This is a genomic window from Pseudomonas sp. PA1(2017), from assembly GCF_001945375.1.
In the GTDB taxonomy this organism is placed as follows: domain Bacteria; phylum Pseudomonadota; class Gammaproteobacteria; order Pseudomonadales; family Pseudomonadaceae; genus Aquipseudomonas.
Genome location: NZ_MSXU01000002.1, coordinates 38,767 through 63,897, shown reverse-complemented (window position 1 = coordinate 63,897; position 25,131 = coordinate 38,767). Strand labels below are relative to the sequence as shown.

The following is a 25,131-nucleotide window of genomic DNA, read 5'->3' as shown; positions in this document are numbered from 1 at the left end:
CGATCAGAGGTTGAGAGACAGGCTGAGGCTGACGTTGCGAGGTTCGCCCGGCACGACCCAGGCGCTGTTGAACGAGCGTTCGTAGTACTTGCGGTCGAACAGGTTGTTGAGGTTCAGGCCCAGGGTCACGTCTTCGCTGGCCTTGTAATGGGCGAGCAGGTCGACCGTGCTGTAGGACGGCAGGGTAAAGTCGCTGCCCGCCTGGCCAGATCGCTCGCCGACATAGTTGAAGGCGGCGCCGATGTCGGACCCACGCAGGGTGCCGTTCTGGAACTCGTACACGCTCAGCAGGCTGCCGCTATGGCGAGCGATGCCCAGCAGGTCACTGCCCTTGGGCAGCGCTGCATCGCCCTCGGTCACTTCGGCGTCGATGTAGGCGTAGGCGCCAATGATCCGCACCGCGTCGCTCAATTGGCCGCTGAGCTGCATGTCCAGGCCTTGGCTGCGCGCCTTGCCGGCCGCGACGCTGTCGCCCACTGCGTCGGTGGTGATGACGTTTTCCTTGTCGATCTGGAACAGCGCGATGGTGCCGTCAAGGTGCCCGTCGAGCAGGTCGAGCTTCACGCCGGTCTCGTAGCCCAGGCCCTTTTCCGGCTTGTAGATCTGGCCCTGGGTGCCGATGGTGTTGGGTTTGAAGGAGGTGGACGCATTGGCGAACACGCCCACCGCTGGCGTGAGCTGATAGAGCAGGCCGAGGCGGGGTGTGGCAACGTCCTTCTCCTGACGGTTGCTGACTCGTGTGGTGCGGTTCAGGGCGGTCTGCTCGATGCGCTCCAGGCGTACGCCCACCAGGCCGCGCAAGCGGTCGGTGAAGGCGATCTGATCCTGCAGGTTCAGGGCGTAGCTTTCGGTGCGTTCGTGAAAGTCGTTGGCGCGGGTCAGCGCCGGTTTGGGCTGGCCGTACACCGGGTTGTAGATGTCCAGGCCATAGCTGAGCAGCGTGGCACTCTGCGGGTACTTCTGGCTGTTGCGGTAGTTCTCGTATTCGAGGCCGATCAGCGTCTGGTGCTGCCAGCCAGCGAATTTGAAATCACCATGCAGTTCGGCCTGGGTGATGTTGTCGTTCCATTCGAAATCGCGCTGGCGATAGAAGCGGCTGATAGTCGTGCCGACCAGTGCCTGGGGTTCCGAGCTGTTGCCCTGCAAGGTGCCCTGTGTGTAGTGGTTGGCCAGTCGCAGTTTCCAGGTGTCGCTCAGGTAATGCTCGAGGGCGAGGTCGAGGGTCTGGTTGTCATTGCGAACGCCACCGTCATTGGGCTCGCCCATGAAGGTCGAACGCTTCACCGAACCAAGCTGGCCATTGACGGCAGGAATGCCCCGGTCGAATACCGACTCGGTTCGCGAAAACTCGGCGTCCAGCAGCAGGTGGGTGTCGGGGGACAGCTGCCAGCTCAGCGAGGGGCTGACGATGCGCCGTTCGCCGTCGACGTGATCGCGAAAGCTGCCGTTGTCTTCGATTGCCATGTTGACTCGCGACAGCAGGCTGCCGTCTTCGCTTAGCGGCGTGTTCACATCCAGGCTGCTGCGGTAGCGATCCCAGCTGCCGGCGCTGAACGACAGCGTGCTGAAGGCCTCTTCCTGCGGGCGCTTGCTGACGATATTCACCAGGCCGCCGGGGTCGCCGCGGCCATAAAGACTGGCCGCCGGCCCCTTCAGCACTTCGATGCGCTCGATGTTGGAGGTATCCGGCGAGCTGTAGCTGCCACGGTTGATGGCGAAGCCATTCTTGTACAGCTCGCCGGTGGTGAAACCGCGCACGCTGTAGTTGAGGAAGGTCAGGCCGCCGAAGTTGTTCTGCCGCGATACGCCGCCGGCAAAGTCCAGGGCTCGGTCGACGCGTGTGGAGTTGAGATCCTCGAGCACCTGGGCAGGAACTACCTGGATGCTCTGCGGCGTGTCGCGAATGTCGGTATCGGTACGGGTGGCCGTTGCCGAGCGCGTGGCGCGGTAGCCCAATACCGGGCCATCGGCCGACTCCTGGCGATGCTCGGCGCTGATCACGCTCTCATCGAGTTGCAGGATGCCGGTACTTTCGGCGTACGAGGAGACACTCAGCAAGCCGAGCGGCAAGCTGCTGAACAGCGCGAGGGAGCGACGCAAGATGCAGATCCTTGGCAAATTATAAAACGTAATAACATTACATTTTAATGCCTGCCAACTGCAACATCTGTGTCTAGACGATGCAGCCTTGGCTGTGGATCAGTTGCTGGTGGCGACAGGCGGGCGGATGCCGATCTCGGCCTTGAGCTCCATCGGCTTGCCATTGCGCATCACTTCGATGCGAATGGTCTCGCCGGGCTTGGCGCGGGCGACCTGGTTCATCGAGCGGCGCGCATCGCCCGCCGGTTCGCCGTCGATCTTGAGGATCAGGTCGTTGGGTTGCAGGCCGGCCTTCTGCGCCGGGCCGTTGCGGTAGATGCCGGCGACGATGATGCCCTGGCGGCCTTCCAGGCCGAATGACTCGGCCAGCTCCGGGGTCAGCGGTTGTACTTCGAGGCCCAGCCAGCCGCGGATCACCTTGCCGTGCTCGATGATCGCTTGCATCACCTCCATCGCCAGCTTCACCGGAATCGCGAAGCCGATGCCCTGTGAACCGCCGGATTTGGAGAAGATCGCCGTGTTGATGCCGACCAGGTTGCCGTAGGCGTCGACCAGCGCGCCGCCGGAGTTGCCCGGGTTGATCGCCGCGTCGGTCTGGATGAAGTCTTCGTAGGTGTTGAGGCCCAGCTGGTTGCGCCCGGTGGCGCTGATGATGCCCATGGTCACCGTCTGGCCGACGCCGAACGGGTTGCCGATGGCCAGGGTGACGTCGCCGATGCGGATATTGTCCGAGCGCCCGAGGGTCATGGCCGGCAGGTCCTTGAGGTCGATCTTCAGTACCGCCAGGTCGGTCTCCGGGTCGCTGCCGATCACCCGGGCCAGGGTTTCGCGGCCATCCTTTAGGGCCACCACGATCTGGTCGGCATTGGCGGTCACGTGGTTGTTGGTCAGCAGGTAACCTTCCGGGCTCATGATCACTGCTGAGCCGAGGCTGGACTCCATGCGCCGCTGGCCTGGCAGGTTGTCGCCATAGAACTTGCGGAACTGCGGATCATCGAGCAACGGGTGGTTGGACTTGCCCACGTACTTGGTGGTGTACAGGTTGGCCACCGCCGGCGAGGCGACGCTGACGGCCGTGGCGTAGGAGGCCGGGCCCTCCTGGGAGCGGGCGTAGATCGGCGCCTGGCGCAACTGCACGTCGTGCATGGGCAGGCCGACCAGTTGCGGGTACTGCTGCATGATCAGCAGCGATACCAGAACGCCAACCAAGAGTGGCCAGCCGAAAAAACGCAGGGCCTTGAACATCGATCAATCCTGAGGGTTGCGAGGCCCCTATCGGGCCCTTAAGGTGCGCCATTATAGAGAACCGCGCCAAGAAAGCAGCGGTTCGCCACCGTTCGTGAGGAAAACTGTATGGCCATCGCCCTGACCACGCTCGTAGAGGACGCCGAACGCTACCTGGGCGCTGCGCGCATCAGCGATTACTGCCCCAACGGCCTGCAGGTCGAAGGACGGCCCCAGGTTCAGCGCATCGTCAGCGGTGTGACCGCCAGCCTGGCGATGATCGAAGCCGCCGTCGAGGCGCGCGCCGATGTACTGCTGGTGCACCACGGCTATTTCTGGAAAGGCGAGAACCCTTGCGTCACCGGCATGAAGCAGCGTCGTCTGAAAACCTTGCTGGCCAACGACATCAGCCTGCTGGCTTATCACCTGCCGCTGGACGTGCACCCCGAGGTCGGCAACAACGTTCAGCTGGCGCGCCAGCTCGATATCACCGTCGAAGGCCCGCTGGAACCGGATAACCCGCGTACCGTCGGGCTGGTCGGCTCCCTGGCGCAACCGCTGAGTGCCCGCGACTTCGCACGGCGTGTCCACGAGGTGCTGGGCCGCGAACCACTGCTGGTGGAGGAGGATAGAATGGTCAGCCGTATCGGCTGGTGCACGGGAGGCGGCCAGGGCTACATCGACCAGGCCATCGCCGCAGGCGTCGACCTGTATCTCACCGGGGAAGCATCCGAGCAGACCTACCACAGCGCCCGCGAAAACCGCGTCAGCTTCATTGCCGCCGGCCACCACGCCACCGAGCGCTACGGTGTGCAGGCCCTGGGCGAATACCTGAGTCGGCGCTTCGCCCTCGAGCATCTGTTCATCGATTGCCCGAATCCGATTTGAGAAGGGAGTAGGAGGAGAGGTGGCGTCCAGGTTTTGCCCTGAACGCCACGTGGTCACGATCAGAAGTCGTAACGGACTTTCGCGCGGAGCGTATCGGCATCGAAGCCCGAGCGGCCCACATGCTCGTAGCCTGCTCCGAGGCTCAGGGCGCCGATACGGTAGTTGACGCCAAGGCTGGCCTCGTAGCTATCGCGTGCCGGCTTGGCACCATGAGTCACGAAAGACGAGCCACCGAGCACGAAGCTCGACGTGCTGCTGGATTGATCGGCTGCGAAGTCGTGGTAGGCCATCAGCTTCAGCTCCGGCTCCAGCGTTCCCTGGCCCAGCGCGATGGCACTGGCCAGGCGTGCACCTGCACCGAGCTCGATTGCTTCATAGCGTTGGCTGCTCACCGCCAGTGCTGCCGAAGAGCCTTTTTCGCGGTAGCTGTCGATGTCCAGACGGCTGTAGCGCGTGGCTACACGGGGCTCGAGGGTAACGCCGCCGGCATGCAGGCCGTAGCCCGCTTCCAGATTCAGCGCCAGGGAGCGGCTGTCGAATTCGCCCTTGGCACGGGTACCTGCGATGTCTCGCTTGCTGGTGTTGTCGTTGAAGCTGTAGCTCAGGCTGGTATCGACGAAGATCGGCCCTTGCTCGAAGCCCGAGTACAGGGTCAGTACCTGGCTGTCGATCTCGCTCTTGTTGCCGTTGCGACCGCTGACCTTGGTGTCCAGGTTGCTGTAGGCAACACCCAGCGTCCACTGCTCATTCAGTTTGCCATCGAGGCCCAGGCTGAGGCCGCGGCTGTCTGCATCGTAACCGGCGATGCCGCTACGACGGCCCTGACGCAGGTCGCTGTCGTGGCCTTGTACCCAAAAGCCCGCTTCGCTGAATGCCGAGCCGGACGATGCTCCGCGCAGGGAAGAGGTTCGAGAACCAACGGCGCCGCTGACCATTCTTTGTACTGAATTGGCAGCAGCACGTACGGCGCCATCGACGTGAGGCGCAAGCTGTTCGCTGAGGGCGGCAAGCTGCGCTTCGTCGGCATTGGCGAACGCCTGGAATACGGGGTCATCGTTGTCCAGTTGGCCCAGAGCACTGCTGTAGAAGGGCGCGAACGCAGCCCTGGCATTGGCACTGGCGCCCGCAGTACCGACGACCGCTCCGGCCTGCTCGTCGGACTTGGTGGTGACCGTTGCCCTTACCTCTGTGTCGGTGATCGCGATCGAGTCGATATTCAACAAGGCCGAGCTGCTGACCACCAGCTTATCGGTACCTTCGTACTCTACAGAACCCGCCTCGATCACCTTGTACTCCCGGCCCGTGGCGCGGAAGTCTTCGGATGTCGGGCGCAGGGCGATGCTGCTGCCTGGCGAGAAATAGGCATCCGTGCGTACCTTCACGATCGCCGTCTGGGGATCTGTAGCCTGGCTCAGGTTGAGTTGCAGCACGGTGCCACGGTTCATTTCCAGGTGGCCATCAATGGTCACGTGCGGTTGCAGTAGGGTGAGACTTGCTGCGCGGCCCAGTGGACTGTCCTCTGAATTGAACAGGTCGATGCCACCCCCACCAGAGTTGCCGTAGCCAAAGCCGCTGATGTGAGTGCCATCGAACACAGCATCACCAATCACGTCGATGTAAGTACTGCCGTGGATGTTGCCCTTCAACGTGCCGCCGGCCCATATCAGCCGTGCTTCGGTGCTTGCAGGATCGGCATAGAGAGCATACTCGCTCCCCTCAATCGTTCCTGCGTTTTGATGAATCAAGCTGAACGGCACGTGGGCGGGAAGGTTTTCACTGGGCTGCAGATTTTTGAGATAGATACCGTAACGGCCGCCCTGTATCGTTCCACTGTTGAAGATATCCCCAGCAATATGTCCGCCATCGACATGGATCGCTGCAGAGTCGGTGCCGCGCGCGATGATCGTGCCGCTGTTGTTCAGTGCTCCGCCGACGGTCGCATTGGAAATCTCGATAGCACGGGCCGTCGCTCCAGGCTCGGCCACGGCGCTCACATCAATGCTGCCACTGTTGACGAGATCACCATTGACGCGTGCCAGATCGCCGTTACTGCCATAGGTGATCAGTTCGATGCCTGTGGCTTCGTAGCCGCTGACGGTGATGTTGCCGCTGTTGAGCAGCCGGCCGCGAACGAGACTATCCCCGACGCTTATACCGTTGGCTTCGCTGAGGTTGCTGGCGTCGCCGGGTGCAGTAATACCGGTGGCGCGCAGGGTGCCAGCGTTGATCAGTTCGCCCACGTCGTTCAGGAAGCTGACGGATATGGCGCGGATCTCATCACCCGTGACTTCGATAACGCCGCTGCTGGTGTTCTCCAGAACTCCGGTTACCTGGGAGTAACCCATCATGATGCCCCTGGCGATGTCGCTGCTGGTCAGCGCGATGCGGCCACTGTTGCTCAGTCCGCCCAGGTTGGCATTGTTCAAATTGAGGCCCATGGGCATGGCATTGCCGGCCCCATTGCCGTTGACCCCCTCGAAGGTACTGTCTTCAACGGAAATAGTCCCTTCATTTTGAAGGGTGCCGCTGATATTGGTGTTGTACACTCTGATGCCAATCGCGTCACTGCCGCCAGTGCTGAGGCGACCTTTGTTAATCAAGTCGCCGTCGATGCGCACTCTGTCGTTCAGGTAAGTGTTCAGGCTGCCCAGGGTCAGTGGCCTGGCGTAGCGGCCCTGGGCATTCTCGGCGCCCGTGGTCTTGATGGTGGCGTCGACAATCAGATCGCCCAACACCTGGGTACCTGGCTTTAGGGTCAGTGCATCGGCTGCAGTGGTCAGCTCACCGCTGACGTTCAGACCATCTGTGATGATGATGTTTTCCCAGGTTTTGGGGCCGTCATCGATCTGATAGGTTTCTGCCTGGGCCGAGAGGCTGGCAGCTGTAATGGCGAGAGTGAGCAGGGACAGTGGAAGGGGGCGTTGTTGCATGGGCTCTCCTTGAGCGCAGTAACCGGTTCCGATAACGCCGGCGGGCGCGCTAGAGCGCTCAGTGCCGCTGGCTTGGCAAGCCTAAAGCCGGTGGAGCCCCCTGTGTAGTGTTCAACAATCTCAGGAAACAAAATCCGAGGTTTTTCTTCCGAAACTGCTGGCGGTTCGACACTGTCGTGCGGACGTGGTCTGGTCTGTCGTCGCCGCACCAGGGCATGTTCGGTGTTGCCATGGTGGCCTGCCAGTCCGCAGCCCTGGCTCCGGAGTCGCCACGAGGCGAGGTGCTGGTGCCTGTTTCACTGGAATAAACCTAGAGCGTTTCGATCTAAGCGGCGCCCTGATTAGAAGTAGGCGCTGTGCTAGAGTGCGCGCTCGTCCAAGGCCCGTTCTGGCCTGAATAAAATACCGTGACCTCGTGAGTAGCCATGCTCGACAAACTGACGCACTTGAAACAGCTCGAGGCGGAAAGTATCCACATCATTCGTGAAGTGGCCGCCGAATTCGATAACCCGGTGATGCTCTATTCCATCGGCAAGGATTCCGCCGTGATGCTGCATCTGGCGCGCAAGGCGTTCTTTCCCGGCAAACTGCCGTTTCCGGTGATGCACGTCGATACGCGCTGGAAATTCCAGGAAATGTATAGCTTTCGCGACAAGATGGTCAGCGAGATGGGCCTGGACCTGATCACCCACATCAATCCCGACGGTGTGGCGCAGGACATGAACCCCTTCACCTACGGCAGTGCCAAGCACACCGACGTGATGAAGACCGAGGGCCTCAAGCAGGCGCTGGACAAGTACGGCTTCGACGCCGCCTTTGGTGGCGCGCGTCGTGACGAAGAGAAGTCCCGTGCCAAGGAGCGCGTCTACTCGTTCCGCGACAGCAAGCACCGCTGGGACCCGAAGAACCAGCGTCCCGAGCTGTGGAACGTGTACAACGGCAACGTCAAGAAGGGCGAGTCGATCCGCGTGTTCCCGCTCTCCAACTGGACCGAACTGGATATCTGGCAGTACATCTATCTGGAACAGATCCCGATCGTGCCGCTGTACTTCGCCGCCGAGCGCGAGGTGATCGAGAAGAACGGCACGCTGATCATGATCGATGACGAGCGCATCCTCGAGCACTTGAGCGATGAGGAGAAGGCGCGCATCCAGAAGAAGAAGGTGCGTTTCCGCACCCTGGGTTGCTACCCGCTGACTGGCGCGGTGGAATCTGAGGCGCAAAGCCTGACCGACATCATCCAGGAAATGCTCCTGACCCGGACTTCCGAACGCCAGGGCCGCGTGATCGATCACGACGCCGCCGGCTCGATGGAAGAAAAGAAACGTCAGGGCTATTTCTGAGGATCACCCACCATGAGTCACCAATCCGATTTGATCAGCCAGGACATTCACGCCTACCTGGCTCAGCACGAGCGCAAGGAACTGCTGCGCTTCCTTACCTGCGGTAACGTCGATGACGGCAAGAGCACCCTGATCGGGCGCCTGCTGCATGACTCCAAGATGATCTACGAAGATCACCTGGAAGCCATCACCCGCGATTCGAAGAAGAGCGGCACCACTGGTGAGGAAGTCGACCTGGCGCTGCTGGTCGACGGCCTGCAGGCCGAGCGCGAGCAGGGCATCACCATCGATGTCGCCTACCGCTATTTCTCCACCGCCAAGCGCAAGTTCATCATCGCCGACACCCCTGGCCATGAGCAGTACACGCGCAACATGGCCACCGGTGCTTCGACCTGCGACCTGGCGATCATTCTGATCGACGCCCGTTACGGCGTGCAGACCCAGACCAAGCGACACAGCTTCATCGCGTCCTTGCTGGGCATCAAGCACATCGTCGTGGCCATCAACAAGATGGACCTCAAGGACTTCGACCAGGGCGTGTTCGAGCAGATCAAGGCCGACTACCTGGCCTTCGCCGAGAAGATCAACCTGCGTCCGAGCACCCTGGAGTTCGTGCCCATGTCGGCGCTCAAGGGCGACAACGTGGTCAACAAGTCCGAGCGCTCGCCGTGGTACACCGGCCAGTCGCTGATGGAAATCCTCGAGAGCGTCGAAGTGGCGGGCGACCGCAACTTCGACGACCTGCGTTTCCCGGTGCAGTACGTCAACCGTCCGAACCTCAACTTCCGCGGTTTCGCCGGCACCCTGGCCAGCGGCATCGTGCGCAAGGGCGACGAAGTCATCGCGCTGCCGTCGGGCAAGGGTAGCCGGGTCAAGTCCATCGTCACCTTCGAAGGCGAGCTGGAGCAGGCCGGCCCGGGCCAGGCCATCACCCTGACCCTGGAAGACGAGATCGACGTATCGCGTGGCGACATGCTGGTGCACGCCGACAACCGCCCGCAGGTAGTCGACACCTTCGACGCCATGCTGGTGTGGATGGCCGAAGAGCCGATGCTGCCGGGCAAGAAATACGACATCAAGCGTGCTACCAGCTACGTGCCGGGCTCGATCGCCAGCATCACCCACCGGGTCGACGTGAACACCCTGGAGCAGGGCGCGGCGAGCAGCCTGCAGCTCAACGAGATCGGCAAGGTCAAGGTCGCGCTGGATGCGCCCATCGCCCTGGACGGCTACGAGCATAACCGCACCACCGGCGCGTTCATCGTCATCGATCGCCTGACCAACGGCACCGTGGGCGCCGGCATGATCATCGCCGATGCCAGCAGCGGCGCGCACCATGCCGACAGCGGCCACGTGTCCACCGAGGAACGTGCTGCGCGCCTCGGCCAGCAGCCGGCCACCGTGCTGTTCAGTGGCCTGTCCGGCGCTGGCAAGAGCACCCTGGCTTACGCCCTGGAGCGCAAGCTGTTCGACATGGGGCGTGCGGTGTACGTGCTCGACGGCCAGAACCTGCGCCATGACCTGAACAAGGGGCTGCCGCAGGATCGTGCCGGCCGTGCCGAGAACTGGCGTCGTGCCGCCCATGTGGCGCGTCAGTTCAACGAAGCCGGGCTGATCGCCCTGGCCGCGTTCGTGGCGCCGGATGCCGAAGGGCGCGAGCAGGCCAAGGTGCTGATCGGTGCCGAGCGGCTGATCACCGTCTACGTGCAGGCCTCGCCGCAAGCATGTGCCGAGCGTGATCCGCAGGGGCTGTATGCGGCAGCTGGCGACAACATCCCGGGCGAGTCTTTCCCGTACGATGTGCCGCTCGATGCCGACCTGGTCATCGACACCCAAAGCGTGTCGGTGGAGGACGGCGTCAAGCAGGTGCTGGCCGTACTGCGCGCTCGCGGCGCCATCTAAAACCTGTTTATGGCCAGCTGCACTTCGGTGCAGCTGCGCTAGAAGCAGGTTTGCTGGCCATAAAAAATGCCCGCTCTCTCACGAGGCGGGCATTTTCATTTCAGCTCTGACGATCAGATGCCGTGACCACGGGCGCGCTCGCGCTCGTTGATCTCCATCTGTTCGCAGGTCAGGAAGCCTTTGCTTTCCACACGGTCAGCCGAGTTGAAGGCGACGTAGTAGGGCTGCTCCTTGCCATCCTTGTTGAGGATGTAGTTGTTGCAAGTACCGGGGGCGATGGTGCGGTTGACTTCCGAAGAGGGTGGGCCACCCAGCTCCAGCACGGTGGACTTGCTCATGTCCTTTTCCACCTGCTTGACCAGCGGTTCGTTGCGGAAGGTGAAATGGTCGACCGGATTCTCGGGCTTGCCGGCACAACCGGTCAGAACGGCCAGTACGCAGGCGGCACCCAGGCTTTGCTTGAACATGGTTAATTTCCCTTGTGATGAACCAGACCATTTTTCTGAGCCTGGGCCAGGGAATTAAGTTCGGCTTAAATCACGGCGGCCTGTGCAGGTCGTTCCCGGTGGGCCTGCCGGTCGCTGGTCTTATCGCTCGCTGGCGGTCTGCTGTTGGCTGCTGTCGACGGCTTCGCCCAGGATGGGGGCCGGATGGCGGCTGGGTAATGCCAGTGCCTGGGCGCTGAGCAGGCTCAGCAGTAGAGTGATTGTGAGGGTTTTCATGGTGTACCTCGTCTCGCTATGTTCGGTGTTTCACGGAACCATGCTAGGGGCGAGGCAGTCAGGGATGAAGTCGAATGGCTCGATAGTGGCCATCGACCGTCATGATGCGTGTTGCGCGTGACCATCGACTCGGACAAGGACGCCCCAATGGAGACTGAAATGGGTCATCGTGCAGTTCCCCGTTATCCACTGGTGCTGGTGCCCGGCATGCTGGGTTTCGTCAGCTTGTTCGGTTTCGAATACTGGTACGGCATCACTACCGCGCTGCGTAACCAGGGCGTGGACGTGTATCCGGCGCGCCTGTCGCCGGTGCATGCAACCGAGCTGCGCGGCGAGCAGCTGATTTTGCAGATCGCCGAGGCGCGGCGGCGCAGCGGTGCGGAAAAGGTGCACCTGATCGGCCACAGCCAGGGTGCTCTGGTGTGTCGCTACGCTGCCGCACACCGGCCGGAATGGATCGCCTCGGTCACCTCGGTGGCAGGCCCCAACCAGGGCTCGGAGCTGGCCGATCACCTGGAACGCAAGTACGCCACGAATGGCCTGAAAAGCCTGCTGCTGCGCATGGGCACCCATATGCTGGCGCGGCTGTTCACCTTGCTGGATAGCGGCGCGCGCGGCGCGACGATGCCCATCAACGCCATCGCTGCCCATCGCTCGCTGACCACCGAGGGCGTAGGCATCTTCAATCATCAGTACCCGCAGGGTTTACCTCTGACCTGGGGCGAAGACGGGCCCGAGGAGGTCAATGGCGTGCGCTATTACTCCTGGTCCGGCACCCTGCAGCCGGGCGTCACCGACCAGGGTGGCAACCGACGTGATCCGTCGAACTGGTTCTGTCGCCGTTTCGCCCGCGCCTTCGTGCGTGAGGCCGGGCAATGCGACGGCATGGTCGGGCGGGTCAGCTCGCACCTGGGCAAGGTGATTCGCGACGACTACCCGCTCGATCACCTGGACATCGTCAACCAGCACTTCGGCCGGGTCGGCGAGGGTGTCGATCCGGTCAGCCTTTACATCGAACACCTGCGTCGGCTGCACGAGGCGGGTCTGTAAAGCGACGCGACCTGGGTCGAACGAAGCGATACCCGGGAGGCTTTATTCCGCCTGAGCAGCCTTCAGCGCTTCGTAAGCTGGCGCCGCGTAAATGCCGATTTCTACTGCCAGCTCCAGCACTCGAGACAGGTCGGTGGTGTAAACCAGCACGGCCTGCAGCTCGTCATCCAGCGGTTCGCTGAAGTCGACCAGCGTGTAGCCCTGGGTTTCCTTCGACAGGCTGCCGAGCTGCACCTGGATGCGGTTCAGAGCCTTGAGCGGTTCGACTTTCTTCAACTGCTTGGCGGTCAGCACGAAGCTCACTTCGGGCCCGAACGACTCGGTGATCTGGCCGAACAGCGCTTCGTAGCTGTCGGCCTGGAACAGTACGGTCTCCGGCAGGTTGCCGACCACCATCCACTCGCCCAGGGGAATGGGGAAGCTGTCGTCGTAATTGATGTCCGAATTGGCCGCCAGGAAGGCGGCTGGGTTGGCATAGGCCTGGGCCGCTTCGTCAGCGATGCGGCTGATTTCGTTCTGAGGCAGGCAGCCCGAGCTGATTTTGCCGATGAGTTCTTCGAGCTGGGCGCGCATGGGGATTTCCTGATGATCACGTTGGGTGCGCAAGGCTGCCCGTTAGCGGCGTTCAGCGCAACTGGCTTTCCGCCAGGTTGCGGGTACGGGGAATGAGGCTGGCGTCCCAGTGCCTGGCGCTCCACTGCAGCAGTTCTTCGGCGCAGGCGTCGGCCAGCTCGTCGGGCGCGGGCTGACCCAGGGCACGTAATGCGCGGATCAGCAGTGGCGTGGCCTGGTCGCCGGGCAAGGGCGGCGAGCGGTAGGACTTGCCGAGCTTGTGGCCGTCGGGCTGGATGATCAGCGGCACGTGCAGATAACGCGGCTGGGAGAAGCCGAGCAGCTCTTGCAGGTAAAGCTGGCGTGGCGTGGAGTCGAGCAGATCGGCGCCGCGTACCACGCTGTTGATGCCCTGCCAGGCATCGTCCAGCACCACGGCGAGCTGGTAGGCGTAGAGGCCGTCGCGGCGGCGGATCACGAAGTCGCCGACCTCGCGGCCCAGGTGCTGGCTGTACTCGCCCTGCACACGATCGGTGAAGCGGTAGGTCAGCTCGGGGACGCGCAGGCGGATGGCTGCGTCATGGCGGGCGTGCCCGGCATTGCGGCAATGACCCGGATAGATGCCGCCGCTGCCCTCGAGTTGCTTGCGCGAACAGGTGCAGGCGTAGGCCAGGCCCTGGTCGAACAGGCGTTGCACCAGCGTTTCGTATTCGCCGTGGCGATCGCTCTGGCGCACCAGTTCGCCGTCCCAGTGCAGGCCATAGCGCTCCAGGGTCTGCAGGATGGCGGCCTGTGCACCAGGCACTTCCCGGGGCGGGTCGAGGTCTTCCATGCGCAGCAGCCAGCGGCCGCCAGCGGAGCGGGCATCGAGATAGGAGGCGAGGGCGGCGACCAGCGAGCCGAAGTGCAGGTAGCCACTGGGCGTGGGCGCGAAGCGACCGATATAGGCGGGTTTAGGCATGGCGGGACGTTTGTGCGGGGCGAAACGAAACGGGGCGCCTGAGCGCCCCGTCTGTGGATCGACTCAGGAGCCGACCTGTTTTTCCTTGATTTCCGCCAGGGTCTTGCAGTCGATGCACAGGGTGGCGGTAGGGCGCGCTTCCAGGCGACGAATGCCAATCTCGACACCGCAGGAGTCGCACCAGCCGTAGTCTTCGTCTTCGATCAGCTGCAGCGTCTCGTCGATCTTCTTGATCAGCTTGCGCTCGCGATCACGGGCGCGCAGCTCCAGGCTGAACTCTTCTTCCTGGCTGGCGCGGTCGGCTGGGTCGGGGAAGTTGGCCGCTTCGTCCTGCATGTGATGCACGGTACGGTCGACTTCCTGCATCAGCTCAAGCTTCCACTTGTTCAGGATACTGGTGAAGTGGGCGCGCATCGCCTCGCTCATGTACTCCTCGCCCTTGGTTTCCTTGTAGGGTTCGAAGCCACGAATCAATTGGCCGTTTGTTGCTTTTGCTTTGGTGGGCATGGATGACCGCCTCTCACTCTCTCTAATCCACTGCGCAGGGTATGTGTCCGTTGCCGTTTACAATAACGGCCCTGCGACTGCAAGCGGGCGAACTTACCAGATCGACTCAAGCCGCGCCACTCCCGGATGTCGCGGTTGTGCGTCTGGTTTCCAGCCGGCCCTGCCTGGGTTTCGTGGTGAGCCTGAGGAGCCACCCCGTGGCGGATGCCAAAGCCTGCAATCGCAATGTAAACACGTATTTCAGTGGCGCGTTGGCACGGTATGACAGAGCGCCCCTGATAGAATTCCACCTTTATCGTTTCCCGGGGCATTCCCATGGCACAGCCTTACAGCGCCCGCAGCCGCGCGATCGAACCCTTTCACGTGATGGCCCTGCTGGCGCGCGCCAATCAGTTGCAGGCCAAGGGCCATGACGTCATTCACCTGGAGATCGGCGAGCCGGATTTCACCACCGCCGCGCCCATCGTGGCCGCCGGCCAGGCGGCGTTGGCTGCCGGCCATACCCGTTACACCGCAGCGCGCGGCTTGCCGGCATTGCGTGAGGCGATCGCCGGCTTCTACGCGCAACGCTATCGATTGAGCATAGACCCCCAGCGCGTTCTCATCACGCCGGGCGGCTCCGGTGCACTGCTGCTGGCAGCGAGCCTGTTGGTCGACCCCGGCAAGCACTGGCTACTGGCCGACCCGGGCTACCCCTGCAACCGGCATTTTCTGCGCCTGGTCGAAGGGGCGGCGCAGTTGGTGCCGGTCGGCCCCGAGCAGCGTTATCAGCTCACACCGGAAACGGTTGCCGAGCACTGGAATGCCGACAGCGTCGGCGCCTTGCTCGCCTCGCCGGCCAACCCGACGGGCACGCTGCTGAGCGCCGCCGAGCTCGCTGGCCTGTCCCAGGCGCTGAAAGTCCGTGGCGGGCATATGGTGGTCGACGAGATTTACCACGGCCTGACCTACGGCGTGGACGCCAGCAGCGTGCTGGAGGTGGATGACGAAGCCTTCGTGCTCAACAGCTTCTCCAAGTACTTCGGCATGACCGGTTGGCGCCTGGGCTGGCTGGTGGCGCCCGAGGCGGCGGTGGCGGACCTGGAGAAACTGGCGCAGAACCTCTATATCAGCGCCCCGAGCATGGCCCAGCATGCTGCGCTGGCCTGCTTCCAGCCAGAGTCGATGGCCATCTTCGAGGAGCGCCGCGCCGCCTTTGCCGAGCGCCGCGACTTTCTGCTGCCAGCATTGCGCGAGCTCGGCTTCGGCATTGCCGTCGAGCCCGAGGGAGCCTTCTATCTGTACGCCGACGTGAGCGCCTTTGGCGGCGATGCCTATGCCTTCTGCCAGCACTTCCTGGAAACCGAGCATGTGGCCTTCACGCCGGGATTGGACTTTGGTCGCCACCAGGCCGGCCACCATGTGCGTTTCGCCTACACCCAGAGCCTGCCGCGTCTCGAAGAAGCCGTCGCGCGCATCGCCCGTGGCCTGAAGAGCTGGCAAGCCCATGCAGTTTGATCCGCCCCTCGAAGAGGCCCGGTTGCTGCGCCGCTACAAGCGCTTTCTCGCCGATATCGAGACCGCTGGCGGCGAGCTGCTGACCATCCACTGCCCGAACACCGGCTCGATGCTCAACTGCATGAGCGAAGGCTGTCGGGTATGGTTCAGCCGCTCCAACGACCCCAAACGCAAACTGCCCGGCACCTGGGAAGTCGGTGAAACGCCCCATGGCCGGCTGGCCTGCATCAATACCGCGCGGGCCAACGCGCTGGTCGAAGAGGCCCTGCGTGCCGGGCGAATCCCCGAGCTGGCCGGCTTCAGCGCGTTGCGCCGCGAGGTGCTCTACGGTGTGGAGCGCAGCCGGGTCGACTTCTGCCTCGAGTATCCGAGTGGCGTGGCCTTCGTCGAAGTGAAAAGCGTGACCCTGGGGTTTGCCGACAGCCGGGTCGCTGCCTTCCCGGATGCGCGCACCGAGCGTGGCGCCAAGCACCTGCGCGAGCTGGCTGCCCTGGCGCGCAGTGGCGTGCGCGCCGTGCAGTTGTATTGCGTGAACCTGTCGGGCATCGAGGCCGTGCGCCCAGCCGAGGAAATCGATCCGGCCTATGCTGCTGCGCTGCGTGAGGCGGTGCAGGCGGGCGTTGAGGTGCTGGCCTATGGGGTGGATATTTCGCCTCAGGGGATCGAGGTGGTACGCCGTCTGAATGTGCTGCTGACTTGAGAGCGTTCCCGGGGATCGCTGCGCTCGACCCGGGCTACGGGGCGGCGTCGCTCTTGTAGCCTGGCGTTGAGCGAAGCGATACCCAGGGTTATTGGTGCTACAGATCGACCCAGATCCCTTCGCCATTCTCGCAGCTGTCGATAGGCCGCAGCGCTTGCCCCTCGCAAGGCCCTGCCACGCACTCACCGGACTCGATCAGAAACAGCGCGCCATGCCGTGCGCACTGAATCAGGCTGGCGCTGGGGTCGAGAAACTGGTCGGCCTGCCATTCCAGCGGCACGCCCCGGTGCGGGCAACGGTTGCGGTACACGAACACCTCGCCGCCCTTGCGCACGGCGAACAGCTGCATGCCTTCAACATCGAAGCCCCGGCTCTGAGCTTCCGGCAGCTCATCGGGGGCGCATAGACGGATCATCGAATTCTCCAGGGCGATGCGGGGATTATCCCGCATCGGCCTGGGGATGGAAGGGCGCGCGTCCGTGCGCAAGGGGCTTTTGGGCTCAGATTTCCCAGATCACGTTGAAGGCCGCGTGGCGACCTGGCTGGGAGTAGCGGCCAAGGCTCGAGCTGTTCTCGGTGAGGCTGCGCACGTCGCCCCATTGCCAGTATTGCTTGTCCGTCAGGTTGAACAGCCCGGCATTGACCGATACGCCAGTGCCGATGTTCCAGTACGCGCTCAGATCCAGCGTGCCGTAACCCGAGGGTTCGTATTGATTGGCGATCTGCGTCTGATCGACGCGCTTCTTGGCGGCCGCCAGCGTCCAGCTCAGTTCGCCGCCGTACTGCCCGCTCGGTGCATCGTAGCCGAGGCCGAACACCGCCTTGAGCGGGTCGATGCTGTTGATCGGCTGGCCGGATGCCTCATCCTTGCCGCGGGCGTAAGCGATGGCGCTGCGCAAATGGCTGCCAGCCGGCAGACCGAGGCGATCCAGGCGCAGTTCGCCACGCGCCTCGGCACCCCGAATGGTCACACGGTCGAGGTTCTGGTACTGGAACGTCATGCGGCCCGCGCCCGTTGGATCGTTGGGCAGCGTGACCTGCTCGATGAAGTCGTCGTAGCGGTTGTAGAAGAGCGCGATGCCAAAGGCGCCGGCATCGTACTGACCGCGCAGGCCGATTTCGTAGCTTTCGCTGGTTTCCGGCTTGAGGCTGGGGTTGGCGATGGTCTGATAGTTACGGGCGAAGTTGATGAACTCGCCAAAGATATCCACCGGGTTCGGTGCGCGAAAACCCGCTGCGTATTGGCCGTAAACACTATGGGCGTCATCGACGCGATAGGTGATACCGAGCTTGGGAGATAGCGCCTCGTCGCGATAATCAGCCGGGTTGCGGTTGATCGGCTGGCTGTTCAGGTAGTGAGGCGTAACCTCGGGCTTCATCTTGTAATGGTCGTAGCGCAGGCCGGGCAGCAGCGTCCAGCGGCCGATGTCGATGGTGTCCTGCACGAAGAAGGCGTATTCGGTCGAGGTGGGCTCGGGGAAGTCGCTGAGCGGGAAGCTTTCATCGCCGGGGATGGCCGGGACGGGCAAACCGGTGCTGGCGAATGCTTCGCGGCCCTTGCGCAGGTCGCTGCTTTCCAGGCGTTTGAAGTCGACGCCATAGATCAGGTGGTGGCTTGCTGCTCCGGTGTCGAAGGCTTTGTCGAGCTTGGCGTTGAACGCCCACAGGTCTTCCTGATAGGTCGAGTCGCGGCTGCGCTCACGCAGGCTGCCACCGCTGAACCGCTGCTGGAAAGTGCGCTGGCGAATCTGGCTTTCCTGATAACTCAATTGCCATTCGGCGCTGTCGCTGATGGCCGTATCCAGGGCGAAGCTGTGCTGCAGGCTGAGACGCTGGCGGTCGGTATTGTCGGTCGCGTCGGAGGTGCGAACGGTGGCCGTGGTGCTGTATTCGCTGAGCACCCGGGTATCGGCATCGTCTTCGTAGCGCTCATAGGTCAGTTGCAAGCGATCATTGTCGAGGTAATTCCAGCCGAGCTTGGCGAGCAGATTGTTGGCGGTGTAGTCCTGAGGGTTGGCTTCTTCCCGTGCTGCCCCGATTCCGCCGCGGCCACCGAAGGTGTCGAGCGCCTGGCCGTCACGTCGGCCCAGGTGCAGCAGGCCATCGACCTGGCCCTGGCGTGCGGCGAACGTGGCACTGCGCGACCAGCTGTCGTCGGCACCATCGTAGCCGGTCTTGAGTCGTGCGTAGGCGTCATTACCCGCGTCGAGATAGTCGGCGGCATCCTTGGTCAGGAAGCTGACCGCGCCGCCAATCGCATCACTGCCATATAGCGAGCTGGCTGGGCCGCGAATGATCTCCACGCGCTTGAGCGTATCCGGGTCGACGTAGTTGCGCCGCGCGTCGAGGAACGGGCCGAAGGCGAATGCATCGGGCATCGGCACACCATCCACCTGAGTGAGGATGCGATTGCCGCCGATGCCGCGAATGGTGAAGCCTGCCAGGCCGAACCGACTACCCGTACCGCTGACCGACACCCCCGGCTCGTAACGAACCAGATCCCTGATGTTCTTCACGTTCTTGCGATCTACATCCCGCGCGCTGATGACCGACACCGTATTGGGGACGCTGTCGGTGCTCTGCTCGATGCGCGTTGCGCTGATCGTGGTTTTCTCCAACTGCAGGGATTGCGCGCCAGCCAATGCAGGACTGAACAACAAAAAGGCCAAGCAGGAGCGAAGTGGGAAGGGCGGGGTAGGCGACATGCGATTCTCCTGTCATGTCGAGAGGCGAAGAAAAAGGATGTCGCATTAGATGGTAGTGATTATCGTTTGTAAATAGGATTTAATGGCGGTTAAGATTATTTAATGTTTGCTGGGTTTTACTCTCCAACCCAGCCGTTTACCCTTCGGGTCTATGGTTTTTCCTCGCCTGTTCAGCGGGCCTTGCAAGGGAGTTGAAGTGATGAGCGATCAGTCCGTGGCCGGGGCAGGCCTGTATGCCGCCTGGCAGAGCCTGCGTGCCGAGCAGCCGCACCTGCGGGCCCGGGATGCGGCGGCGAAGCTGGGCGTCAGCGAGGCCGAGCTGACCGCCAGCCGCCTGGCTGTGGATACCGTGCGCCTGCGCCCTGACTGGGCAGCGCTGCTGCCCGCGATGGGCGAGCTTGGCCACGTGATGGCGCTGACCCGCAACGAATCCTGCGTGCACGAGCGCAAGGGCATTTACCGCGAGGTGACGATTGCCGGGAATGGTCAGATGGGCCTGGTGGTGTCGCCGGATATCGACCTGCGCCTGTTCCTCAGTGGTTGGGCCAGCGTCTTCGCCGTGGCCGAGCAGACGCCGCGCGGCGTGTTGCGCAGCGTCCAGGTGTTCGATCACCAGGGCACCGCGGTGCACAAGGTCTACCTTACCGAACACAGCGAGCTGGAAGCCTGGGAGCCGCTGCTCGCGCGTTTACGCGATGAGCAGCAAAGCAGCGAACTGGCGCTCAAACCGATGCCGACTCCTACGACTGTTCAGCCGGACGCCGCCATCGACGGCGACGCCTTGCGCGCCGGCTGGGCGGCACTGAAGGACACCCACCATTTCTTCGCCCTGCTGAAGAACCACGGCGCGGCACGCACCCAGGCGTTACGCCTGGCCGGCCGTGAATGGGCCGAACCGCTGGCGCCCGAGGCGCTTGCGGGGTTGTTCGAGCGCGCGGCAGCCGGCGACGTGCCGATCATGGTGTTCGTCGGCAACCGTCACTGCATCCAGATCCATACCGGGCCGGTCAGCAACCTGAAGTGGATGGACACCTGGTTCAACGTGCTCGACCCGCAGTTCAACCTTCACCTAAAGACCGGCGACATTCATGAGCTGTGGCGCGTACGCAAACCGAGCAGCGACGGTGTGATCACCAGTTGGGAGGCGTTCGATGCCAACGGTGAGCTGATCGTGCAGGTGTTCGGTGCGCGCAAACCGGGCGTGCCGGAACGTGAGGATTGGCGTCTTCTGGCCGAGCAGACACCCGCCCTGCCAGCCTGACGCTACACTGCCAGCCTCGGTCGCCCCTATATTCGGCGGCCGATACGAATCCGCTTCCGGAGTTGCTCCATGATCCGTCCCCTCGCTGCATTCACCCTGTTCGCCAGCCTGCTGGTGCCACTGGCGGCAAGCGCCGACAACCTGCCGCAACGCTGGGTCAGCGCCGGGGGCTCCCTGAGCGAGTGGGTGGTCGAGCTCGGCGGTGAGGCCAAACTGGTCGGCGTGGACACCACCAGCCAACACCCGGCTTCGTTGCAGAAGCTGCCCAGCGTCGGTTACCAGCGCCAACTGGCCGCCGAGGGCATTCTGGCCTTGCGCCCCGAGGTGCTGCTCGGTACCGAGGAGATGGGGCCGCCGCCGGTGCTGGGGCAACTGGCCGCCGCCGGCGTGAAGGTCGAGGCGCTGCCTGCCGATGCCGACCTGCAGGTGCTGCATGGCAATCTCAAACGCATTGGGATGCTGCTGGGCGACGAGGCGCGGGCCGAGAGCGTGTTCGCCGCTTATCAGGCGCGTCTGAGCGAACAGGCTGATTGGGTCGCAAAGGCCCAGGCGCAAAGCCCGGCACCGACCGTTCTGCTGCTGCTCGGCCATGCCGGCAGCAGCCCCATGGCCGGCGGCAAGGATACGACGGCGGCCTGGATGATCGAGCAGGCTGGCGGCAAGAACCTGACCACCCACGAAGGCTACAAGGCGCTGTCCACCGAGGCGCTGCTGGCGCTGGACCCTGAGGTGGTGATCTTCGCCGACCGCCGCCTGAGCGGCGACGAGGCCCGCCAGGCGCTGCTCAAGCAGAACCCGGCTCTGGCCTCGACCAAGGCCGGCAAGCAAGGGCGCCTGGTGGCCATCGATCCGACCCTGCTGGTCGGTGGGCTCGGCCCGCGCATTCCCGCCGGCCTCGCCGAGCTTTCTGCCGCCTTCTACCCCGGGCGTACACCGCTGGCACCCGCCACCCCATGAAACCGGTGATTGCCCCGCGCTCACTGTTCGTCGCGCTGGGCCTGCTGTTGGCACTCGCCTTGTGGTTGTCACTGGCCCTTGGGCCGGTGAGCCTGCCACTGGGCGATACCCTGCGGGCCGCCCTGCGCCTGGCCGGCTTACCGCTGGCGGACGATGGCCTGCAGCAGGCCGAGCTGATTCTTGGCCAGATACGCATGCCGCGCACCCTGCTGGGCCTGGCGGTCGGCGCCGTGCTGGCGCTGTGCGGCGTGGCCATGCAAGGGCTGTTTCGCAACCCGCTGGCCGACCCCGGCCTGATCGGCGTTTCCAGCGGTGCGGCGCTCGGCGCGGCCATCGCCATCGTTGGGGGCGCCGCCATGGGCGGGATGCCGGAGCTGTTCGCGCCTTACCTGCTATCGCTGTGCGCCTTTCTCGGCGGCCTGGTGGTGACCGCGCTGGTCTATCGCCTGGGGCGCCGCAACGGGCAGACCAGCGTGACCACCATGCTGCTTGCCGGCATCGCCCTCAATGCTCTGGCGTTCGCTTGCATCGGCCTGTTCACCTACCTGGCCGACGATGCCACCTTGCGCACCCTGACCTTCTGGAACCTGGGCAGCCTCAACGGCGCCAGCTATGCCCGGCTGTGGCCGCTGCTGCTGGTCACCCTGGCGGTGGCGCTGTGGCTGCCGCGCCGCGCCCAGGCGCTGAATGCCTTGCTGCTCGGCGAGTCCGAGGCCCGCCACCTGGGCGTTGCGGTGGAGCGCCTCAAGCGCGAGCTGGTGTTCTGTACCGCGCTGGGCGTGGGTGCCGCCGTGGCTGCCGCGGGGATGATCGGTTTCATCGGCCTGGTGGTGCCGCACCTGGTGCGGCTGCTGGTCGGCCCCGATCACCGCGTGCTGCTGCCGGCCTCGGCGCTGGCAGGCGCCAGTTTGCTGCTGCTCGCCGACCTGTTCGCGCGGCTGATCCTATCGCCCGCCGAGCTGCCCATCGGCATCGTCACCGCATTGATCGGCGCGCCGTTCTTTCTCTACCTGCTGCTGCGAGGACGCACCTGATGCTCAGTGCCCGCAAGCTGTCGATCCAGCGTGGCGACAAGACGGTGCTGGCCGATATCGACCTGCAACTGCAGCCTGGTGAAGTGCTGGGCGTGCTCGGCCCCAATGGCGCTGGCAAGAGCACCTTGCTGGGCGCCCTGTGCGGCGAGTTGAGCCCGGCAGCGGGTGAGGTCGTTCTGGATGATCGGCCGCTGCAGGACTGGCCGGGCACGGCACGCGCGCGGCGCCTGGCGGTGCTGCCGCAAAGCTCGTCGCTGAGCTTCGGTTTCGTGGTCGGCGATGTGGTGATGATGGGCCGCATGCCCCACGACACCGGCCGCGAGCGTGATGAACAGATCGTCCGTGAGGCACTGCAGGCCGCCGATGCCGAGCACCTGGCCGAACGCAGCTATCTGCAGCTGTCCGGCGGCGAGCGTCAGCGTGTGCACCTGGCGCGGGTGCTGGCGCAGCTGTGGCCGGGCGGTGCCGAGCAGACGCTGCTGCTCGACGAGCCGACCTCCATGCTCGATCCGTTGCATCAGCACACCACCCTGCAGGCCGTGCGCCGCTTCGCCGAACAGGGCGCCGCGGTGATGGTCATTCTCCATGACCTGAACCTGGCGGCGCGTTATTGCGACCGCCTGCTGTTGCTCAACGACGGTCGTGCGCATGCCATCGGCCTGCCTGCCGAGGTGCTGCGTGCCGAGCCGCTGCACGCGGTGTTCGGCCTGGAAGTGCTGGTGCAGCGCCACCCCGAACGCGGGCACCCGTTGATCGTTGCCCGCTGAAGGAAACCCGATGCGTACGCTGTTTTTCGCCCTGCTGTTGCTGCTCACTGCCTGCCAAAGCCAGCCCGTCCTGGCGCCCGTGCCCGCGTGGCAAAGCCCAGAGGGGCGCGGGCACGCCGACCTGGGGCAGATCATCGACCTGCATAGCGGCGCACGGTTGACGCCCGAGCAACTCGTCGCTCACCTGGCGAAGGCGTCCCGGTTGTTGGTCGGCGAGCAGCATGACAACCCGGATCACCATGCCCTGCAGCTGTGGTTGCTGCGCGCCCTGGAGGCGCGGCGAGCGCAAGGCAGCCTGTTGCTGGAAATGCTCGCGAACAGCCAGCAGCCGCAGGTCGAAGATGTGAAGCAGCAATTGCATAAAGGCCTGCAGATCGCCGATCTGCCCAAGGCGCTGGAGTGGAGTAACGGTTGGCCGTGGGCGCTGTACGGCCCCATCGTGCGTCATGCACTGGTGCAGGATTACCCGCTGCGTGCCGCGAATCTCGACCGTGTCGAGATCATGACGATTTACCGCAAGCAACCGCTGCTGAGAGGGGAGGCCTCGACCGCGGCGGCCGTGCAGGAACCGCTGCTGGCGCAGATTCGCGAGTCCCATTGCGACAAGCTGCCGAACAGCCAGCTGCCAGCGATGCTCGCCGTGCAGCAGCAACGCGACCGGCGCATGGCCGAGCAACTGTTGAAAGCGCCGCAGCCGGCAATGCTGTTCGCTGGCGCCTTTCACGTGCGCCGCGACCTGGGAGTGCCGCTGCACCTGAGTGACCTGGGCGAGCCGGATGGCACCCAGGTGCTGATCCTTTCCGAAGTGGGTAAACCGGTGACCGCCGAGCAAGCGGATTACGTGTGGTACACCGCCGCCTTGCCGCCCGAGGATCATTGCGCACGATTTCGCTAGCGCAAGATCCCCGTAGGGCAGGTCAGGTGCCTGTCCCAGAGGCGAGGCGCTCCGGTTATCGGCGCCTCTCAGGCAGGATCAGAACCTTTCCAGCACGATCTTGCCCTTGGCCTTGCCGCTTTCCAGCAGGGCATGGGCGCGGCGCAGGTTTTCGGCATTGATGGTGCCGAAGTGCTCGCCCAGGGTGGTTTTCAGGGTGCCGGCATCCACCAGGTCGGCGACGCGATTGAGCAAGCGGTGTTGCTCGATCATGTCGGCGGTCTCGAACAGCGAGCGGGTGAACATCAGTTCCCAATGCAGGGAGATGCTCTTGCGCTTGAGCTTCATCACGTCCAGCGGCTGCAGTGGGTCGTCGATCAGCGCCAGGCGGCCTTGCGGGGCCAGGGCTTCGACGATGGCGTCATAGTGCTGGTCGGTCTGGGTCAGGCTTGCCACGTGGGTGACCTGGGCGATGCCGATCCGCGCCAGTTCTTCGTTCAGCGGCTTGCTGTGGTCGATCACATGATGGGCGCCCAGTTCGCGAACCCAGGCCTGGGTTTGCGGACGCGAGGCGGTGCCGATCACGGTCAGCCCGGTGAGCTGTCGGGCCAGTTGCACGAGGATCGAGCCGACGCCACCGGCGGCGCCGATGACCAATAGGCTCTGGCCCTGGTCGGCCGTGCCATCGGCGACCTGCAAGCGGTCGAACAGCAGTTCCCAGGCAGTGATGGCGGTCAGCGGCAGGGCAGCGGATTCGGCGAAGGGCAGGCTGCTTGGCTTGCGACCGACGATGCGCTCGTCGACCACGTGCAGCTCGCTGTTGGCTCCGGCACGGTTGATGGCGCCGGCGTAGGCGACTTCATCACCGACCTTGAACAGCGTCACCTCGCTGCCGACCGCCTTGACCACACCGGTGGCGTCCCAGCCCAGCACCTTGGGCTGGCCGGCGTCGGGGGCCACGTTACGGCGGATCTTGGTGTCCACCGGGTTCACGGAGATGGCTTTCACTTCGACGAGCAGGTCGCGCGGGCCGGGCGTCGGTGCGTCGAGCGTGACGTCCTGCAGAGCCTGCGGATTATCGATGGGCAGCGACTGGTGATAGGCAACGGCTTTCATGGGAGCGTCCTGTAGGGGCGTGGGATGGAGGGCAGCTTGCG

The 25,131-nt window shown here is 63.9% G+C and carries 22 protein-coding genes; 11 read left to right on the top strand and 11 right to left on the bottom strand.

The features are described 5' to 3' along the window. Positions 1-3: 3 nt before the first annotated feature. Together BVH01_RS04535 and algW are read right to left on the bottom strand one after the other, a co-directional pair. A complete protein-coding gene (locus BVH01_RS04535) occupies positions 4-2,103 on the bottom strand; it encodes a TonB-dependent siderophore receptor (RefSeq protein WP_139317781.1) in 2,100 nt (699 codons plus the stop codon). Positions 2,104-2,199: 96 nt separating this feature from the next. Then, a complete protein-coding gene (gene algW / locus BVH01_RS04530) occupies positions 2,200-3,345 on the bottom strand; it encodes a Do family serine endopeptidase AlgW (protein WP_075929199.1) in 1,146 nt (381 codons plus the stop codon). Between the two features lie 108 nt (positions 3,346-3,453). Between algW and BVH01_RS04525 the strand changes: the two genes are divergently transcribed. Beyond that, positions 3,454-4,212 carry a Nif3-like dinuclear metal center hexameric protein gene (locus BVH01_RS04525; protein WP_075929198.1) on the top strand — a complete coding sequence of 253 codons (759 nt, stop codon included), beginning with the start codon at positions 3,454-3,456 and terminating at the stop codon, positions 4,210-4,212. A 59-nt stretch (positions 4,213-4,271) separates the two neighbouring features. Here the strand turns inward: BVH01_RS04525 and BVH01_RS04520 are convergent, their stop codons facing one another. Next, positions 4,272-6,947 (bottom strand): autotransporter outer membrane beta-barrel domain-containing protein, encoded by a 2,676-nt coding sequence (locus tag BVH01_RS04520; RefSeq protein WP_168177263.1) that lies wholly within the window; start codon positions 6,945-6,947, stop codon positions 4,272-4,274. A 620-nt stretch (positions 6,948-7,567) separates the two neighbouring features. Between BVH01_RS04520 and cysD the strand changes: the two genes are divergently transcribed. Both cysD and cysN read left to right on the top strand, forming a co-directional pair. Beyond that, positions 7,568-8,485 carry a sulfate adenylyltransferase subunit CysD gene (gene cysD, locus BVH01_RS04515; RefSeq protein WP_075929197.1) on the top strand — a complete coding sequence of 306 codons (918 nt, stop codon included), beginning with the start codon at positions 7,568-7,570 and terminating at the stop codon, positions 8,483-8,485. A gap of 12 nt (positions 8,486-8,497) precedes the next feature. Then, entirely contained in the window at positions 8,498-10,387 is a 1,890-nt protein-coding gene (cysN, locus tag BVH01_RS04510) for a sulfate adenylyltransferase subunit CysN (protein WP_075929196.1), read from the top strand. Positions 10,388-10,500: 113 nt separating this feature from the next. On the opposite strand, the gene osmE is transcribed toward cysN, so the two are convergent. Continuing rightward, positions 10,501-10,854: an osmotically-inducible lipoprotein OsmE gene (gene osmE / locus BVH01_RS04505; RefSeq protein WP_075929195.1), complete on the bottom strand. Its 354-nt coding sequence runs from the start codon at positions 10,852-10,854 to the stop codon at positions 10,501-10,503. A gap of 120 nt (positions 10,855-10,974) precedes the next feature. Next, a complete protein-coding gene (locus tag BVH01_RS24910; protein WP_256562701.1) occupies positions 10,975-11,109 on the bottom strand; it encodes a hypothetical protein in 135 nt (44 codons plus the stop codon). Positions 11,110-11,268: 159 nt separating this feature from the next. Between BVH01_RS24910 and BVH01_RS04500 the strand changes: the two genes are divergently transcribed. Further along, complete coding sequence (locus BVH01_RS04500; RefSeq protein ID WP_075929194.1) at positions 11,269-12,159, top strand: triacylglycerol lipase; 891 nt, start codon at positions 11,269-11,271, stop codon at positions 12,157-12,159. Between the two features lie 42 nt (positions 12,160-12,201). On the opposite strand, the gene BVH01_RS04495 is transcribed toward BVH01_RS04500, so the two are convergent. The 3 genes from BVH01_RS04495 to dksA form a co-directional block, all read right to left on the bottom strand. Further along, positions 12,202-12,732, bottom strand: coding sequence for a hypothetical protein (locus BVH01_RS04495; RefSeq protein ID WP_075929193.1), 531 nt, complete (start codon positions 12,730-12,732; stop codon positions 12,202-12,204). A gap of 52 nt (positions 12,733-12,784) precedes the next feature. Then, on the bottom strand, positions 12,785-13,672 hold the full coding sequence (gluQRS, locus tag BVH01_RS04490; RefSeq protein WP_075929192.1) for a tRNA glutamyl-Q(34) synthetase GluQRS: 888 nt from the start codon (positions 13,670-13,672) through the stop codon (positions 12,785-12,787). Between the two features lie 63 nt (positions 13,673-13,735). After that, positions 13,736-14,179, bottom strand: a complete 444-nt coding sequence (gene dksA / locus BVH01_RS04485) for an RNA polymerase-binding protein DksA (protein ID WP_013792734.1) — start codon at positions 14,177-14,179, stop codon at positions 13,736-13,738. Positions 14,180-14,494: 315 nt separating this feature from the next. Between dksA and BVH01_RS04480 the strand changes: the two genes are divergently transcribed. Both BVH01_RS04480 and sfsA read left to right on the top strand, forming a co-directional pair. Next, a complete protein-coding gene (locus BVH01_RS04480) occupies positions 14,495-15,676 on the top strand; it encodes a pyridoxal phosphate-dependent aminotransferase (protein ID WP_075929191.1) in 1,182 nt (393 codons plus the stop codon). Then, positions 15,666-16,376, top strand: coding sequence for a DNA/RNA nuclease SfsA (gene sfsA, locus BVH01_RS04475; RefSeq protein WP_075929190.1), 711 nt, complete (start codon positions 15,666-15,668; stop codon positions 16,374-16,376). Before BVH01_RS04480 ends, sfsA begins: the two co-directional genes overlap by 11 nt. A 97-nt stretch (positions 16,377-16,473) precedes the next feature. On the opposite strand, the gene BVH01_RS04470 is transcribed toward sfsA, so the two are convergent. Both BVH01_RS04470 and BVH01_RS04465 read right to left on the bottom strand, forming a co-directional pair. Beyond that, positions 16,474-16,791 (bottom strand): Rieske (2Fe-2S) protein, encoded by a 318-nt coding sequence (locus tag BVH01_RS04470; RefSeq protein WP_075929189.1) that lies wholly within the window; start codon positions 16,789-16,791, stop codon positions 16,474-16,476. Positions 16,792-16,876: 85 nt separating this feature from the next. After that, positions 16,877-19,081 (bottom strand): TonB-dependent hemoglobin/transferrin/lactoferrin family receptor, encoded by a 2,205-nt coding sequence (locus tag BVH01_RS04465; RefSeq protein ID WP_075929188.1) that lies wholly within the window; start codon positions 19,079-19,081, stop codon positions 16,877-16,879. Positions 19,082-19,280: 199 nt separating this feature from the next. Here BVH01_RS04465 and BVH01_RS04460 point away from each other — a divergent pair, with 199 nt between their 5' ends. From BVH01_RS04460 to BVH01_RS04440, 5 genes are all read left to right on the top strand, one after another. Further along, on the top strand, positions 19,281-20,342 hold the full coding sequence (locus BVH01_RS04460; RefSeq protein WP_075929187.1) for a hemin-degrading factor: 1,062 nt from the start codon (positions 19,281-19,283) through the stop codon (positions 20,340-20,342). Between the two features lie 69 nt (positions 20,343-20,411). Continuing rightward, positions 20,412-21,299: a hemin ABC transporter substrate-binding protein gene (locus BVH01_RS04455; protein ID WP_075929186.1), complete on the top strand. Its 888-nt coding sequence runs from the start codon at positions 20,412-20,414 to the stop codon at positions 21,297-21,299. Further along, on the top strand, positions 21,296-22,333 hold the full coding sequence (locus tag BVH01_RS04450) for an iron ABC transporter permease (RefSeq protein ID WP_075929185.1): 1,038 nt from the start codon (positions 21,296-21,298) through the stop codon (positions 22,331-22,333). Before BVH01_RS04455 ends, BVH01_RS04450 begins: the two co-directional genes overlap by 4 nt. Continuing rightward, a complete protein-coding gene (locus BVH01_RS04445; RefSeq protein ID WP_075929184.1) occupies positions 22,333-23,100 on the top strand; it encodes a heme ABC transporter ATP-binding protein in 768 nt (255 codons plus the stop codon). The genes BVH01_RS04450 and BVH01_RS04445 overlap by 1 nt, the downstream gene beginning before the upstream one ends. Before the next feature lie 10 nt (positions 23,101-23,110). After that, positions 23,111-23,995, top strand: a complete 885-nt coding sequence (locus tag BVH01_RS04440) for a ChaN family lipoprotein (protein ID WP_075929183.1) — start codon at positions 23,111-23,113, stop codon at positions 23,993-23,995. A gap of 78 nt (positions 23,996-24,073) precedes the next feature. On the opposite strand, the gene BVH01_RS04435 is transcribed toward BVH01_RS04440, so the two are convergent. Continuing rightward, positions 24,074-25,090 carry a zinc-binding alcohol dehydrogenase family protein gene (locus BVH01_RS04435; protein ID WP_075929182.1) on the bottom strand — a complete coding sequence of 339 codons (1,017 nt, stop codon included), beginning with the start codon at positions 25,088-25,090 and terminating at the stop codon, positions 24,074-24,076. Positions 25,091-25,131: the final 41 nt, after the last annotated feature.

Coding starts and splice junctions, on each gene's coding strand:
- cysN (WP_075929196.1), top strand. CDS start 8,498: ATGAGTCACCAATCCGATTTGATCAGCCAGGACATTCACGCCTACCTG.
- BVH01_RS04495 (WP_075929193.1), bottom strand. CDS start 12,732: ATGCGCGCCCAGCTCGAAGAACTCATCGGCAAAATCAGCTCGGGCTGC.
- cysD (WP_075929197.1), top strand. CDS start 7,568: ATGCTCGACAAACTGACGCACTTGAAACAGCTCGAGGCGGAAAGTATC.
- BVH01_RS04460 (WP_075929187.1), top strand. CDS start 19,281: ATGAGCGATCAGTCCGTGGCCGGGGCAGGCCTGTATGCCGCCTGGCAG.
- BVH01_RS04465 (WP_075929188.1), bottom strand. CDS start 19,081: ATGTCGCCTACCCCGCCCTTCCCACTTCGCTCCTGCTTGGCCTTTTTG.
- BVH01_RS04500 (WP_075929194.1), top strand. CDS start 11,269: ATGGGTCATCGTGCAGTTCCCCGTTATCCACTGGTGCTGGTGCCCGGC.
- BVH01_RS04480 (WP_075929191.1), top strand. CDS start 14,495: ATGGCACAGCCTTACAGCGCCCGCAGCCGCGCGATCGAACCCTTTCAC.
- BVH01_RS04470 (WP_075929189.1), bottom strand. CDS start 16,791: ATGATCCGTCTATGCGCCCCCGATGAGCTGCCGGAAGCTCAGAGCCGG.
- algW (WP_075929199.1), bottom strand. CDS start 3,345: ATGTTCAAGGCCCTGCGTTTTTTCGGCTGGCCACTCTTGGTTGGCGTT.
- gluQRS (WP_075929192.1), bottom strand. CDS start 13,672: ATGCCTAAACCCGCCTATATCGGTCGCTTCGCGCCCACGCCCAGTGGC.
- osmE (WP_075929195.1), bottom strand. CDS start 10,854: ATGTTCAAGCAAAGCCTGGGTGCCGCCTGCGTACTGGCCGTTCTGACC.
- BVH01_RS04525 (WP_075929198.1), top strand. CDS start 3,454: ATGGCCATCGCCCTGACCACGCTCGTAGAGGACGCCGAACGCTACCTG.
- BVH01_RS04435 (WP_075929182.1), bottom strand. CDS start 25,090: ATGAAAGCCGTTGCCTATCACCAGTCGCTGCCCATCGATAATCCGCAG.
- sfsA (WP_075929190.1), top strand. CDS start 15,666: ATGCAGTTTGATCCGCCCCTCGAAGAGGCCCGGTTGCTGCGCCGCTAC.
- BVH01_RS24910 (WP_256562701.1), bottom strand. CDS start 11,109: ATGAAAACCCTCACAATCACTCTACTGCTGAGCCTGCTCAGCGCCCAG.
- BVH01_RS04455 (WP_075929186.1), top strand. CDS start 20,412: ATGATCCGTCCCCTCGCTGCATTCACCCTGTTCGCCAGCCTGCTGGTG.
- BVH01_RS04440 (WP_075929183.1), top strand. CDS start 23,111: ATGCGTACGCTGTTTTTCGCCCTGCTGTTGCTGCTCACTGCCTGCCAA.
- BVH01_RS04445 (WP_075929184.1), top strand. CDS start 22,333: ATGCTCAGTGCCCGCAAGCTGTCGATCCAGCGTGGCGACAAGACGGTG.
- BVH01_RS04450 (WP_075929185.1), top strand. CDS start 21,296: ATGAAACCGGTGATTGCCCCGCGCTCACTGTTCGTCGCGCTGGGCCTG.
- dksA (WP_013792734.1), bottom strand. CDS start 14,179: ATGCCCACCAAAGCAAAAGCAACAAACGGCCAATTGATTCGTGGCTTC.